This is a genomic window from Frankia alni ACN14a (assembly GCF_000058485.1).
Lineage (GTDB): Bacteria > Actinomycetota > Actinomycetes > Frankiales > Frankiaceae > Frankia > Frankia alni.
Genome location: NC_008278.1, coordinates 6,219,864 through 6,234,358 on the forward strand (window position 1 = coordinate 6,219,864; position 14,495 = coordinate 6,234,358).

Consider the following 14,495-nt stretch of genomic DNA (forward strand, 5'->3'; position numbering starts at 1 on the left):
CTCAGCCGGTCGCACTCACCCTGCGCCACCGGCGAGGACGTCGCGGACCCCGCGGGCAATCTCCAGATCCTCCCGGGCGGCGAGGACCAGCGTGCGCACCGGCGCTTCCGGCGGGCCGATCTCGCGGTCGACCGTGCCGTCGGCCGGGGCGGCGTTGCGCGCCGGGTCGACCGCCACCCCCAGGTGGCCGAGCCCCGCCGCGGCGCCGGCCCGGACCGTCGCCGAGCCCTCTCCGACCCCGCCGGTGAACACCAGGGCGTCCAGACCGCCGAGCGCCGCGGTCATCGCCGCGATCTGCGCCCGCAGGCGGTGCAGGTAGACATCCAGGGCGAGCGCGCAGGCCGGGTCGCCACCGGCGGCGCCGGCCTCGACCGCGCGCAGGTCCGCTGTGCCGGCGAGCCCGAGCAGTCCGGACGAGCGGAAAAGACCATCGGTGAGCTCCGCGGCGCTCACCCCGGCCTCGGTCTGCAACCACAGCAGGGCGCCCGGGTCGACGCTGCCCGAGCGGGTCGCCATCACCAGGCCCTCCAGCGGGGTGAAGCCCATGGTCGTGTCGACGCCGACCCCGTCGAGCACGGCGGCGAGCGAGGCGCCCGAACCCAGGTGGCAGGTCACGATGCGCCGGGCGCCGGTGAGCCGGGCGGCGCGGCGGGAGGCGTGGGCGTGGGAGAGCCCGTGGAAGCCGTAGCGACGGATGCCGTACCGTTCCCGCCACGTCGCCGGCAGGGCGTAGGTCACCGCCGCCGCGGGCAGCCGGCTGTGGAATGCCGTGTCGAAGCAGGCAACCTGGTCGGCCTCGGGCAGCGCCGCCCGCACGGCGTCGAGCGCGTCGAGCGCCGCCGGCTGGTGCAGCGGGGCGAGCGCGGTCAGCGCGCGCAGCCGGCCGGCCACCGCCTCGTCGACGACCACCGGCCGGGTGAACTCGGTGCCGCCGTGCACGATGCGGTGCCCGACCGCGACCGGCTCGCCGTGCGCGGCGCCGGCGAGCTCGCCCAGCGCCGCGGCGAGCTCGCCCGGGTCGGCGCGACCGGCCGGAGAGTCGAGGTCCCGGGCGGCGAGCAGGGTGTCGTCCGGGCCGACCAGCCGCAGCTTGAGGCTGGCCGACCCGGCATTGACCACCAGGACGTTCACCGTCGAACCGGGTGCCGCCGGGCCGGGCCCCGTCAGACCGGGAGCTGTCGGAGGGGGCACCGTCAGTACGGCCGGGCCCAGTCGCGGATCGCCGGATCGACCTCGTCGTAGGTGTCGGGCAGTTCGAGCTCCGCGGCGGGCAGCGGGCCCGTGGCCTCGGAGTCCTCCCGCCGCACGGCGTCGACGACGTTCGCCATGCGCTGTTCCTCCCTCCGCCGGCGCGGCGCCGGCTGTCCCGGCGCCGGCTGTCACAGCGCCGGGCTGTCACAGCGCCGGGCTGTCACAGCGCCGACTGACTCAGCCCTCCCCGACCAACGGACTGGAGGCGACTTCCGTGCCGTCGTCCAGGGTGGAGATGCGGAAATCCGAAAAGACGTTGGGCGCCACCGCGTGCAGCTCCCGCAGGATCGCGACGGCGAGTCCGCGAATCTCCACGTCGGCGTGCTCGCTGGCGCGCATCGCGATGAAATGCCGCCAGGCCCGGTAGTTCCCGGTGACGACGATGCGGGTCTCGGTCGCGTTCAGCAGCACCGAGCGGGCGGCCTGCCGGGCCTGCTTGCGCCGCGAGGTGGGGGCGGCGATGTCGGCGAATCGCTTCTCCAGCCCCTCCAGCAGCCGGCCGTACGCCTCCAGGGACGCCGCCGCCGCCTGCTCGAACAGGGCGTGCAGCTCCGGGTCCCCCGCCACGACCTCGGGCTCGACGATCGCCGCGTCACGCTCGGGGACGTAACGCTGGGACAACTGGCTGTAGGAGAAGTGCCGGTGGCGGACCAGCTCGTGGGTGAGGCTGCGCGAGACACCGGTGAGGTAGAGCGAGACGGTGCCGTGCTCGAGCACGGACAGGTGCCCGACATCGAGGATGTGGCGCAGGTAGCCGGCGTTGGTCGCGGTCGCCGGGTTGGGCTTGCTCCAGCTCTGGTAGCAGGCCCGGCCGGCGAACTCCGCCAGCGCCTGCCCGCCGTCCGCATCGGTGCTCCACGGCACGTCTGCCGGCGGAAGGAACTCGGTCTTCGCGATCACCTGGACCCGCAGCCGGGCCGTCGCCGGACCGGTGGGCGCCGCCGCGGGCACCGGCGTCGCGACGCCGGGTACCGCCTGGGATGCCGTCCCGGGAGTCAGGTCGGACGCCGGCTCGGACACTGCCACCTCCATCGCCCACCGCGGCACCCGGGGCGGCCCTTGCCCCGGCGCGGACTTCCACCACGGTAGCCGCCACGAGGTTCCCGGCGTGCGCCGGACCTCGCGGACCGGCCCGCGGCCGCCTGCCCTCCCGCCGGGCGGTGCGCAATCAGTCGAGCCGGTCAGCAATCAGTCGAGCGGGCCAGCAATCGCCCAACGCGGCCGGTGTCGGCACCCACTTACCCGTCCGGTCACGCGATCGGCGCACAGGGATTGGGGGTCGGCGCGAGCGTGGTACACCGGTTGTGGACGCCTCGTCAGTCCCCAACGACGAGGAGTCGCAGTGCCCGCTCACGCGACGTGGTCTGGCGCGGTCGGGGGTCTCCGCCCCCGTCAATCCCCGGCCGCCCAGCCACGTCGCGGCGGGCAGCCCTCCCCCGCGATGGCGCGGCGGCCCACCCGCCGCGCGCATCCCGGAGAGCCCGCCAGGCCGAGCGCGAGGCCAAGCCGGCGTCGGGGTCAGGACGGGGTCGGCAGCCAGGCGGCGGGGTCGGCAGCGGCCTGGTCACCGGTCGCCATGTTCTTCACCTCGTGTTCCCGCCCCTCGTCGAAGGGCGGGAACCAGACGAAGCCGATGCCCTTGCGGGCGGCGTAGCGGACCTGCTTGGCGATCTTGTCCGGCTGGTGGTAGGTCTCGACCTTCAGTCCGCGGGCGCGCAGGGCGGTCGCGGTGGCCAGCGCCGCCGCCCGGCGCTGCGCGGCGGGGATCACCACGAGCACGTCGGCGGGGCTCGCCGGGCCGCTCGGCAGCAGGCCCTCGGCGAGCAGCTTGGCGAAGATGCGGGTCAGGCCGATGGAGATGCCGACCCCGGGCAGGGCGCGGCGGATGAACGAGCCGGCGAGGTTCTCGTACCGGCCGCCGGAGCAGATGCTGCCGAAGTCCGGCCAGTCGACGAACTTCGCCTCGTACACCGTGCCGGTGTAGTAGTCGAGGCCGCGGGCGATCGACAGGTCGGCGACCACACTGCCCGTGGGCAGGTCGGCGAGGTCGTCGAGGACCTGGGCGAGCTCGTCGAGGCCCTCGGTGAGCAGATCCGACTTCACGCCGAGGCGGCGCACCTCGTCGACGACCCCGGGGCCCGTCGCCCGGATCGCGGCGAGGTCCAGGCAGGCCCGAACCTGGTCCGCGTCCAGCCCGGCCTGGGCGCCGAGCAGCGTCGCGACGCCGTCGGGGCCGATCTTGTCCATCTTGTCGGCGATCCGGATGACCGCGAGCGGATCGCCGATCCCCAGCCCCTCGTAGAACCCCTGCAGCACCTTGCGGTTGTTGATGTTGAGGGTCCAGGGCGGGACGCCCAGGGTGCCGAGCACCTCGTGGACGATCCGGGGCAGTTCGGCGTCGAAGTGCAGGGGCACCCGGTCGACGTTGATGACGTCGATGTCGCACTGGGTGAACTCGCGGAAGCGGCCCTCCTGGGGCCGCTCGCCGCGCCACACCCGCTGCATCTGGTAGCGCTTGAACGGGAATACGAGCTCGTTGAAGTGCGCCGCCACGTACCGGGCGAACGGCACGGTCAGGTCGAAGTGCAGGCCGAGGCGGGCGCTGTCGTCGTCCGCGTCGGCCTGCAGGCGGCGCAGCGTGTAGACCTCCTGGGAGGTCTCCCCCTTCGCGGTGAGCACGTCCAGCGCCTCGACCGACGGGGTCTCCACCGAGCAGAACCCGTAACGCTCGAAGGTCGCCCGGATCGTGTCGAGCCAGCGCTGCTCGACGATCCGGACCTCGGGCAGCCACTCCGGAAAACCGCTGACGGGCAGGGGGCGGACGATCGGCGCGTCACTCATCGCCGGGAGGTCTCCTCATCGATCTCGAACGGACGGGCACCTGCCGGCCCGGGCGCGGCCGACCGCGACGCCGGGCGGGGCTCACCGATGTCGAACGAGACGACGCATGCGTTGCACCCTACCGCAGCGGATCACCCGGACCGTCCCGCCGGGACGGGGCCGCTGCTCCATCGGGCCCCGTGCCGGCGGGCGGCACACCCGCGCCGGTCAGGACCGGCGTCCCACCGGCGCCTCGATCTCCGTATCACGCACGGCCGCGGCGTCCGGGCCGGCCGCGGCGGGCAGCCCGAACCGCGGCCGCTGCTCCGGCACGGGGCTGGGAATCACGCCGGTGGGCCGGCCGGGGGCCAGGTAGACCCAGCCGGCCTGGCGCCACCGGTCGCCGTCGAGGGCGTGCCGGGCGTCGATGATCAGCTTGCGGCGGACGAGCTGGCCCAGCCGGGCCGGGTCGAGCTCGGCGAACTGGCGCCACTCGGTGAGCAGGACGACGGCGTCGGCGTCCGCGGCCACGTCCTCGACCGTCTCGCTGTAGGTGACGCCGGGCAGGGCGCGCCGGGCGTTGGGAATCGCCACCGGGTCGACGACGGTCACGTCGGCGCCGGTGCGGGCCAGCAGGTCCGCGACCGCGAGCGCCGGCGAGTCCCGCACGTCGTCGGAGTTGGGCTTGAAGGCGGCGCCGAGCACGAGCAGCCGCCGGTGCGCCAGCGTGCCGTCGAGCGCCGCGGCGACCAGGTCGACGACCCGGTCCCGGCGCCGGTTGTTGATCTCGTCGACCTCGCGCAGGAACCGCAGCGCGACGCCGACACCGAGCTCGTCGGCCCGCGCCTGGAAGGCGCGGATGTCCTTGGGCAGGCAGCCGCCGCCGAACCCGACGCCGGGACGCAGGAAGTTGCCGCCGATGCGGACGTCGTGGGACAGCGCCTCGGCGAGGGTGAGCACGTCGGCGTCGACGGCCTCGCACACCTCGGCCATCGCGTTGATGAAGGAGATCTTCGTGGCGAGGAAGGAGTTCGCCGCGGTCTTGACGAGCTCGGCGGTCGCGTAGTCGGTCACGATCACCGGCACGCCCTGGGCGATCACCGGGGCGAAGGCCGCCCGCAGCGCCCCCTCGGCGGCGGGCGAGGCCACCCCGAACACCAGCCGGTCGGGATGCAGGGTGTCGGCGACGGCGAAGCCCTCGCGCAGGAACTCCGGGTTCCAGGCGAGCTGGACGCCGGCCAGGTCGGAGACGGTGTCGGCATCGGTCCCGGCGTTCGCCGGGGCGAGCCGGGCGAGGGCGCGGGCGATCCCGGCGGCCGTGCCGGCCGGGACGGTGGACTTGCCGACCACCAGGCACGGCCTGGTCAGCAGGGGCGCCAACCGCTCGATGGCCGCGTTGAGATGGCTGAGATCGGCCCCGTAGCCGTCGGGACGCTGCGGTGTGCCGACACACACGAAGTGCACGTCGCCGAACTCTGCGATCTCCTCGAAGGAGGTCGTGAAGCGCAGCCGGCCGGTCGCGAGGTTCGCCCGCAGCAGATCGGCGAGATCGGGCTCGAAGAACGGGATCTCGCCCGCGGAGAGCCGGGAGATCTTCGAGTGGTCGACGTCGACGGCAAGCACCTCGAAGCCCAGCTCGGCCATGCAGACCGCGTGCGTGGCGCCGAGGTAGCCGGTGCCGATGACCGTCAGCCGCGGTCGGGGCCCGCCGCCCGCCGGCGCCGCGTCCTCATCACTGTCCGACGTGCTCATCAGGCTCCCCTTCATCGTCGTACCCCCCTGGATTGAGGCGCTGGAACTGCCAGGCGTCCCGGCACATGTCCGCGACGCTGCGGCGAGCGGTCCAGCCGAGCGCCTCGCGGGCGAGCGTGGCGTCGGCGACGAGCGCGGCGACGTCCCCGGGCCGCCGGGCCACGACACGGTAGGGAAGATCCCGGCCGCAGGCGGCGGAGAACGCCGCGTGCAGCTCCCGCACGGACGTCCCGGCGCCGGTCCCCAGGTTGACGACCCGGTGTCCCGACTGGTCGGCAAGGTGGTCGAGGGCCAGGCGATGGCCCTCGGCGAGGTCGACCACGTGGATGTAGTCGCGCACCCCGGTGCCGTCGGGGGTGGGGTAGTCGTCACCGAAGACGGACAGCTCGGCGCGGCGGCCCACCGCCACCTGGGCGAGGTAGGGCATGACGTTGTTCGGCACCCCACGGGGATCCTCGCCGAGCAGGCCCGACTCGTGCGCGCCGACGGGGTTGAAGTACCGCAGCGAGATGACCTGCCAGGCCGGATCGCGGGCGCAGACGTCGGCGAGGATCTGCTCGCACATCCACTTGGTGCGCGAGTAGGGGTTGGTCGGCCGGGCCGGCGTGTCCTCGGTGATCGGCACCGTGTCGACCGTGCCGTAGATGGAGCAGGACGAGGAGAAGACCAGCCGGTGCACGCCGTGCTCGGCCATGACGCCGACCAGGCCGAGCGTGGCGTTGACGTTGGTGTCGTAGTACTCCAGCGGCATCTCGACCGACTCGCCCACCGCCTTGAGGGCGGCAAAGTGGATCACGGCGTCGATCGGCTGGCGGCGGAACACCTCGCCGAGAGCCGCCCGGTCCCGGACGTCGAGCCGGACGAACTCGAGGTCCCGGTCGGCAACCTTGCGCAGCCGGTCCAGAACCCGCGGGGAGCTGTTGACGAAGTTGTCCACACCGACAACCCGGTGCCCCGCCGCGAGGAGGTCGACACACGTGTGCGAGCCGATGAATCCCGCGGCGCCGGTGACCAGGACCGTCCCGGTCCGGTCCGTCGACGTCATACCTCGACCATCCCGTTCCTCTTCGTCAACTCGCTCACCTTCGTCAGTCACCCCGGACGACCCGGGTTCCCGGCGGACGGCTCGAGGGGCACCACAACGCACGCGGCCCGGACAACAGGCACAGGAGAACATAACCCCCAGGTCGAACGGTCACCGCCCCCGCGTTCCCGGTCGGCCTGCCGCTGCCGGCGGCGCCGACATCCGCGCCCTCGGGCCGGCCGGCGCTCCACGTTCGCCGGCCCACACCCGTCGCGGCGGCACCGTGAGCGCGCGGTTTCCGGAGTGTCGCACCGGACACCGCGCGGGCCCGGATCTTCGGTGACCTCGGGTACGCGTTGCGCGCCCGGACGACGCCGGCGGGTAGAGGCCCGGGAAACGGTTCGGATCCCGCTGCGGCGCGCGGCGGCCGGGGCGCCGACAGAACCCACCGCGTGCTCAGGCGACCTGGCGGCTCTCGGTGAGCTGGCCGGCAAACCAGGAGATGGTGCGGGTCAGGCCGTCGTGCAGGCTCGTCCTGGGCTCCCAGCCGAGCCGGGTACGGGCGATGGTGATGTCCGGCTGCCGGACGGAGGGATCGTCCTGGGGTCGAGGGACGAAGGTGATCGGCGCCGTCGACCCGCACAGGTCGCGCACCAGCTTTGCCGTGTCGAGGATCGACATCTCGTGCGGGTTGCCGATGTTCACCGGGCCGGGCAGGTCCGAGTGCAGCAGCCGGAGGATCCCGTCGATCAGGTCGTCGACGTAGCAGATGGACCGGGTCTGGGATCCGTCGCCGGCGACGGTGATGGGCTCCCCGCGCAGCGCCTGGGAGACGAAGGCGGGGATGGCGCGCCCGTCGTCCACCCGCATCCGGGGACCGTAGGTGTTGAAGATCCGCACGATCGCCGTGTCGACGCCGTGCTTGCGGCGGTAGGCCATCGTCACCGCCTCGGCGAACCGCTTCGCCTCGTCGTAGACGCTGCGCGGGCCGACCGGGTTCACGTTGCCCCAGTAGGTCTCCGGCTGCGGATTGACCTGCGGGTCCCCGTAGGACTCCGAGGTGGAGGCGAGCAGAAAGCGGGCCCGCTTCTCCCGGGCGAGACCCAGGGCGTGGAACGTGCCGAGCGAGCCGACCTTGAGTGTCTCGATCGGCAGCTCATAGTAATCGAGAGGCGAGGCCGGAGAGGCGAAGTGCAGCACGACGTCGACCGGGCCGGAAACATAGATGAAATCATTCACGTCCCGGTTGACCAGCCGGAAACGGGGATCGACGAGCAGGTGCTCGACGTTGTCCGGCCGGCCCGTGAGGAAGTTGTCGAAGCAGATGACCTCATAGCCGTCGCCGAGCAGACGCTCACAGAGGTGACTGCCGAGGAAACCGGCGCCGCCGGTGACTATCGCACGCACGTCGAGTGCTCCCGGATCTGAAACATCGAGGACCCTGGAAAGCGGCCACCGACCGCCGGTGGGACGGGCGGCGGCGCGGATGGACCACATCCCGAGAGCCTGGCAGGAGTGCGGCGCAGCGGGTCGGACGGCGCCGCGTGAGCAGGTGAAACCGGACCTCAGATCATCCGGAATCGAGGGATCACCGTAGCCACTCGTCCGCCCGGGTGGTCAGCACAGCCACTGCCGGATCGGCCAGGAAAGGCCGCGCGACACCACCACAGCACTACCCCCCAGTAGCCTAGACGGCCGGCTACGCCGACCTCTGGGGCATGGTACACAGGACGTCGCCCGGATAGTCCACCGCCCCTCCCCCAACGTCAGCCTGATACAGGAAATCCGCGGTCGGGCACCATCCGTGGTCACGCCGCGTGGACGGTCAATGCTCCGACTGAGCCGTTCGCATTCGGTGAGCAAACCGCCGCGGTCCGGCCGGTGGAGGCTGCGGTGCGTCGCGGGCCCGAGTCGCCTGGCAGTCGCGCGGACGCTTCCCGGCCGATTCCCGGGCCGGGCCGGCCCCCTCGATCAGCGCGGGTCGCGCTCGAGAGCGATCGCGTGCCGCATCGCCGCGCGTCCCCGGCGGGTGTCCCCGGCGTCGCCGTAGGAGACGGCGAGCCGGTACCAGCGTCGCCAGTCGCCCGGGTCCGCCTCCACCTCGGCACGCCGTCGCGCGAACACGGCGTCGGCGGAGGCCCGATCGATGCGCCCCGAGGGCCGGCGAACCAGGACCGGCTCGCCCGCCTCGACCGCCTCGGCCCCGCCCGCCCTGTCCGAACTCCCGGAACTGCCGAGACTGTCGGCACCACCCGCCCCGGCCGCCCCGGCCGCCCCGGCCGCCAACAGGCGGGTGAGCCGACCGCTTTCGCGGCCGAACCGCAGCTCGCGCGCGAGGACGACGAGCCCGACCACGGGCAGCAACAGCACCCCGGCGCCGAGCCCGCGGGCGGCCCAGCGATCGTCGCCGAGCAGGACGACACCGCGCCAGCCGATCAGGCCGAGATAGAACAGGCAGGCAGCGACCAGGACGGCGACCGTCGCCCGGGCCCTCACCGGCCAGCCCCGTCGCCCCCGGGCGCAAGCCGGAGCCGGGCCCCGGCCGAGGCCGCCACCGCCAGACGCCCCGCCTGACGCGCGCAGCAGAACAACGCGACGTGCAGGGGACGGCCCGGCGGCAGGGAGACTCCGCCGTCGATCTCGTAGCGGGTGTTGGTCACCTTACGGGCCTGCGCGCGAGGATCGTCGGCGGCTGTCGGCGGCCCGTCCGGCCGGCAGACCACCATCATCTCCGTGCAGCCGGCCGGCCAGGTCCACTGCAGCCGTTCACCGGCCCACCGTAGCCCGACGGGCGGGGGCAGGACGTCGGCGGCGTTGACGGCAGGCGCGGCGGTGCCCGCATCCGGCTCGTCGGGACGTCTGGTCGGAGGTGGCACCGGGCCAGCGGTCGACGGCGGCACCGGGTGAGCGGCCGGCGGCTCAGCGGTCGGCGAAGCGGACACCGGCGAAGCGGACGACGGCTCAGCGGTCGGCGAAGCGGGCACCGGCGAAGCGGGCACCGGCGAAGCGGACGACGGCTCAGCGGTCGGCGAAGCGGGCACCGGCGAAGCGGGCACCGGCGAAGCGGGCACCGGCGAAGCGGGCACCGGCGAAGCGGACGACGGCGGGTGGAACGCCGGCGAGTCGGACGACGGCGGGAGCAGCGACGGCGGGAGCGGCGACGGCGGAACCGGATCGGCCGTCCCGACCGGTGCGGACCAGGCTCCGCCCACACCCGCGGCGACCTCGTAACGCGGCATGGCACCGTCGGGCGGTGCGCCACCGTCCTCGAGGCTGGTGCCCGCGGTCACGCCGACCGCCCGGCCCACGCCGTCGGCGGCGAACCTGGTGACCCGGTATCGCACCTCGCCGGCGGTCGTCGATGGTTGCCAGCTCACCAGGACCGAGCGGGCATCCCGCCGCGCCCACACCGCCGTCGGCGAGGCGACGGCGCCCCCGGGCGGGTTCACGCCCGCCGGTCCACCCGGCACGGCGGGGTCGGGGCGGCTTCGCGCGAGCAACGCCGAGGCCTCGGCGTGGTCGGTGACCAGGGCGAGGGCCTCGGCAAGCAGGCGTTCACGGTCGAGCGCACCGGCCGTCCGGGCGCGGGCGACGAGCGCGTCCGCGGCGGTACAGCGAGCCTCGGCCAGGGACAGCAGCTCCCCGGCGAGCTGGTTGTCCGGGCCGGGCACGTCAGCGGCGGTCTCGGCGAGCCGCCGGGCCGCGGGAACGACCGCCTGGTAACGCCCGGCCGCGATCAGCGGCGCGAGCGCCGCCCACCGGCCGGCCGCCACTCGAATCGCGGTCTCCACCTCGTCGTCCATCGCCCGGATGGGCGGCAGGGTCTCGCCCGCGTACTCGCGGGCGGCCGCCACGTGCTCGCCGGCCTCCACCGGGCGGCCGGCCCGCAGCGCCGCACGGGCGCGGGACACCGCCGCGCGCCAGGCGTCCGCGCGCGCCGATGGCGGGCTGCTGGTGGGCCGAGCGCCCCCGGGCGGTCGGTGTCCCGCCGCGGCGGCCGGGGGCGGCAGCGGCGGTGCGGGGACACCCTGCTCGCGGGCGAGGGAGCGGATCACGGCACGCGCGCGGTGCGGGTCGAGGCCGTCCGCCTCCGCCTCGGCGACGAGGTCGGCCGCCTCCGCCGGGAGCAGCGCGTCCTCGACGAGGACCGCCGCCGCCACCCGCGGCCGCAGCCGCTCGCTCGTCGCGGCGGCGAGCGCGTCGAGGTAGGCGTCCGCGTCCCCGTCGACCAGCAGCGCGCCGACGGCGGCCAACAGGTCGTCGAGCAGCGCGCGGCGGCGGTCCGGCCGCCGGGCGCGATTGCGGGCCAGCGCCTCGTCGCGCAGGTCCCGGATCCGCTCGCGCGAGGCGCCGGGCGGCACGCCGAGCAGGTCGAACAGGCTGCGCGGCGGGTCGGACGCGGTGATCCGGCCGAGCTCGTCGAGGTCCGCGCGGATCTGACGGAGCACCTCGGCGGGAATCGGATCGGGCCGCGGGCGGTCGGCCGGCCCGGTGGCCGGGGTCGCGGGGACGATCCGATGGCGCCGCGTCCGCAGCGCGAACGCGGACTCGTCGATGCCCTGGGTTGCCGCCCACGCCCGCAGGCCGGCGACCCGGTCGGCCGGGATGCCCCCGAACCGGGCGACGAGGCGGGCGACGGCGGCGTCGAGCACGGCGAACCGCTCGTCGTCCCGGGCGGCGCGGGCGGCGGCGACCCGATCCCGCAGGGCGAGGCGCGAGGTGCGGTCGGTGAGCGCCGCGGCCAGCTCGGTGTGCAGGTCGAGCAGGCCGATGATCACACCGCGATAGCGGGGATGGTCCCGGCTGCGCTGCCAGAAGGCCCAGACCTCGGCGATGCGGGCACGGATCGCCGCGTCGTCGAGCGTGTCCACCTCCGCCAACGGGATGTCGTAGATCTCGAACGGGTCGCTGTGCTCGGCGCCGCCGCGGCGGTGCACCACGGCGAGCACCCGGCGACGGTAGTCGTCGGAGTCGAAGGCCCGCATCGTCGTCCCCCCGTCAGACCCGGCCACCCGGCGGACCACCCAGCCCGTCCTTCGACCCGCCCGGGAGGCCACCGCGTTCCCGGCGGGCCCGGGCGACCTGCTCCCGCTCGCGGGCCACGTCGGCCTGACTCAGCGCCGCCGACGTCTCGACCCGCACCGTCAGCGGGCGGTCGGCGAGACCCTCGTGGGTGGCCGTGACCTCGAGGATGCCGTCGAAGCCCATCCGGAACACGATCTGGATCTGCGACCCGGCCGGGAAGCCGGGCGGGATGCCGGTGATCTCGGCCTCGGCTATCACCTTGTTGTCCTCGACCCGGGTCGACTCCACCCCGCCGGCCTGTTCGACCACGTAGACGGTGACGGCATCCTGGTCATCACGCACAGTTCCGAAGGAACGCCGGACCGCGATCGGCAGCCGGTCGTTGCGGTGCACCAGGAACACCGCGCCCTGCTCGCCGTGGCGGCTGAGCGCCAGGACGCCGAAGCCGCGGGAGACGACGTTGACGACCTGCACCTCGACGGTCCGACGCACCCGCTGGGCGGTCAGGCCGAGTGCGTCGGCGAGCCGCCGGCAGGCCGCGTCGAGATCGGCCGGGGCGGCGGCGTCCACCCCGGCGCCGTCGACGAGCTGACCGCGAGTGACCAGATCGGCGACCACCAGCCGTTCCAGGGCCTTCTTCTCGCCGTAGACGGCGGCGCCGCGGGCAACCGCGAGATCCGGGTCGGTCAGCTCGACGGGCACCCCGAACTCGGCGGCGAGGCGGCGGCCCACGGCGGGCATCCGGGAGGCGCCGCCGACGAGCAGGATCCGGTCGATGCCGCGGACCCCGCGGGCGAGCGCCGCGTCGCGGGCGGCCCGGGTCAGGGCGACGGTCCGGTCGAGCAGCCCGGCGGTGAGCCGTTCCAGCTCGTCGCGGGTCAGCACCACCCCGGTGCGGCGACCGGCGTGCTCGACGACGACGGTGGTGGCAGCGGCGTCGGTGAGGTCCCGGCGCGCCCGCTCGGCGGCGAGCAGCAGCGCCTGGGAGCTCTCGCCGGCGTCGAGGGGGTCCGGGGCGCCCGGATGCTCGACGAGGAACCGGTCGCACAGGTGCAGCACGATCTTCTCGTCCCAGTCCGCGCCACCGAGCTGATGATCGCCGTCGATGGCGACGACGGAGACCCGCCGGTCCGCGAGCTCGACGACGGTGACGTCGAACGTTCCGCCGCCCAGGTCGTAGACCAGGGCGACCTCCTCGGCCGTGGCGCCGGGGCCACCGAGGGTGCGCCGGCTGCCCATCTCGAAGCGGGCGAACCCGTAGGACAGGGCCGCCGCCGTCGGCTCGTTGATGACGTCGACGACGTTGAGCCCCGCGTACTCGCCGGCCAGCACCGTCGCCCGGCGCTCCTCGTCGCCGAAGTACGCCGGAACGGTGATCACGACGTCCTCGACCCGCTCGCCGGTGGCCAGCGCCGTGTCGGCGACCAGCGCCTTGAGGATCAGACCGCTGACGGCCGGCGCCGACCAGGCCGCGCCCTGGGTGATGAAGCGCCAGTCACCGTCGCCCATCCGCCGCTTGACCAGCGAGCAGACGTCGTCGGGCCGGGCCCGGGCGAGCTCACGGGCGGTCTGCCCGGTGAGGTAGTCGTCCGCGCCGACGAAGAGCACGACGCTCGGCAGCGTCAACGCGCCGTCCGACAGCGGCACGATCAGCGGCTCGCCGGCGTTCGACACCCGGGCCAGGCAACTGAACGTCGTGCCCAGATCGATTCCGAAGACGCTGCGGGTAGCCGCCGGTGGCCGGCGGTCGACGTGTCCGACCACACCCGGAACCTATCTTTCGCGGCCGAGCCGGGGTCCGTCGAGGCCGAGGGATCAGAGGCCGAGGGATCAGTCGAGGTCGAGGGATCAGTCGAGGTCGAGCAGGTGCTCCAGGCCGACGGTCAGGCCGGGACGGTCGGCGATGCGTCGCACGGCGAGCAGCACGCCCGGCATGAAGGAGGTGCGGTCGTAGGAGTCGTGCCGCAGAGTCAGCGTCTCTCCCGCGCCGCCGAGCAGCACCTCCTGGTGGGCGACGAGCCCCGCGAGGCGCACGGCGTGCACCGGCACGCCCGCAACCCGGGCACCGCGGGCGCCGTCGAGCGCCGTGGCCGTCGCGTCCGGACCGCCCGGCGCGAGTCCGGCGGCCTCGCGGGCCTGCGCCACAAGCTCGGCCGTGCGCCGGGCGGTGCCGCTCGGCGCGTCGACCTTGTTGGGATGGTGCAGCTCGACGATCTCGACGGAGTCGAAGAAGCGGGCGGCCCGCGCGGCGAACATCATCATGAGCACGGCGGCCACGCCGAAGTTCGGGGCGACCAGCACTCCGACCTTCGGCGCGTCGCCGAGCCAGCCGCGCACCGTGGTCAGCCGCTCGTCGTCGAAGCCGGTGGTGCCGACGACGACGTGCCGGCCCGCCTCGACGCACCAGCGGACGTTGTCGAGTACCGCGTCCGGCGTGGTGAAGTCGACGACCACGTCGGCCGCGGCGAGCGCCGCCCGGTCGTCACCGGCGTCGATCGCGGCGACGAGCGCGAGGTCCCCGGCGGCCTCGACGGCGGCACACACCGTCGACCCCATGCGCCCGCGCGCACCGAGAACCCCCACCGCGAGCTGCTCGCTCATGCCTCTCCCCTCCGCCGGCCGG

At 74.4% G+C, this 14,495-nt stretch carries 11 protein-coding genes; all 11 read right to left on the reverse strand.

All coding sequences use genetic code 11. The features are described 5' to 3' along the window. Positions 1–15: 15 nt before the first annotated feature. The 11 genes from FRAAL_RS25005 to dapB all read right to left on the reverse strand — a co-directional run bounded on the left by FRAAL_RS25005 (position 16) and on the right by dapB (position 14,473). On the reverse strand, positions 16–1,131 hold the full coding sequence (locus FRAAL_RS25005) for an acetate/propionate family kinase (protein WP_011606815.1): 1,116 nt from the start codon (positions 1,129–1,131) through the stop codon (positions 16–18). A gap of 62 nt (positions 1,132–1,193) precedes the next feature. Next, complete coding sequence (locus FRAAL_RS35650) at positions 1,194–1,328, reverse strand: hypothetical protein (RefSeq protein WP_011606816.1); 135 nt, start codon at positions 1,326–1,328, stop codon at positions 1,194–1,196. Positions 1,329–1,428: 100 nt separating this feature from the next. Next, complete coding sequence (gene thyX, locus FRAAL_RS25010; RefSeq protein ID WP_041940986.1) at positions 1,429–2,163, reverse strand: FAD-dependent thymidylate synthase; 735 nt, start codon at positions 2,161–2,163, stop codon at positions 1,429–1,431. Positions 2,164–2,769: 606 nt separating this feature from the next. Beyond that, the gene (hisS, locus tag FRAAL_RS25015; RefSeq protein WP_011606818.1) at positions 2,770–4,092 is read right to left on the reverse strand and encodes a histidine--tRNA ligase; all 1,323 of its coding nucleotides are present in this window, start codon (positions 4,090–4,092) and stop codon (positions 2,770–2,772) included. A 207-nt stretch (positions 4,093–4,299) separates the two neighbouring features. Next, positions 4,300–5,823 (reverse strand): UDP-glucose dehydrogenase family protein, encoded by a 1,524-nt coding sequence (locus FRAAL_RS25020; RefSeq protein WP_011606819.1) that lies wholly within the window; start codon positions 5,821–5,823, stop codon positions 4,300–4,302. Continuing rightward, complete coding sequence (gene galE / locus FRAAL_RS25025; protein WP_011606820.1) at positions 5,804–6,868, reverse strand: UDP-glucose 4-epimerase GalE; 1,065 nt, start codon at positions 6,866–6,868, stop codon at positions 5,804–5,806. The genes FRAAL_RS25020 and galE overlap by 20 nt, the downstream gene beginning before the upstream one ends. Before the next feature lie 435 nt (positions 6,869–7,303). Further along, positions 7,304–8,254 carry a UDP-glucuronic acid decarboxylase family protein gene (locus FRAAL_RS25030; RefSeq protein WP_041939754.1) on the reverse strand — a complete coding sequence of 317 codons (951 nt, stop codon included), beginning with the start codon at positions 8,252–8,254 and terminating at the stop codon, positions 7,304–7,306. A gap of 564 nt (positions 8,255–8,818) precedes the next feature. After that, entirely contained in the window at positions 8,819–9,343 is a 525-nt protein-coding gene (locus tag FRAAL_RS25035; protein ID WP_011606822.1) for a hypothetical protein, read from the reverse strand. Next, the gene (locus FRAAL_RS25040; protein ID WP_157892436.1) at positions 9,340–11,832 is read right to left on the reverse strand and encodes a hypothetical protein; all 2,493 of its coding nucleotides are present in this window, start codon (positions 11,830–11,832) and stop codon (positions 9,340–9,342) included. The genes FRAAL_RS25035 and FRAAL_RS25040 overlap by 4 nt, the downstream gene beginning before the upstream one ends. A gap of 13 nt (positions 11,833–11,845) precedes the next feature. Continuing rightward, the gene (locus tag FRAAL_RS25045; protein ID WP_011606824.1) at positions 11,846–13,636 is read right to left on the reverse strand and encodes an Hsp70 family protein; all 1,791 of its coding nucleotides are present in this window, start codon (positions 13,634–13,636) and stop codon (positions 11,846–11,848) included. A gap of 84 nt (positions 13,637–13,720) precedes the next feature. Beyond that, positions 13,721–14,473 (reverse strand): 4-hydroxy-tetrahydrodipicolinate reductase, encoded by a 753-nt coding sequence (gene dapB / locus FRAAL_RS25050; protein ID WP_041939755.1) that lies wholly within the window; start codon positions 14,471–14,473, stop codon positions 13,721–13,723. Positions 14,474–14,495 lie beyond the last annotated feature (22 nt).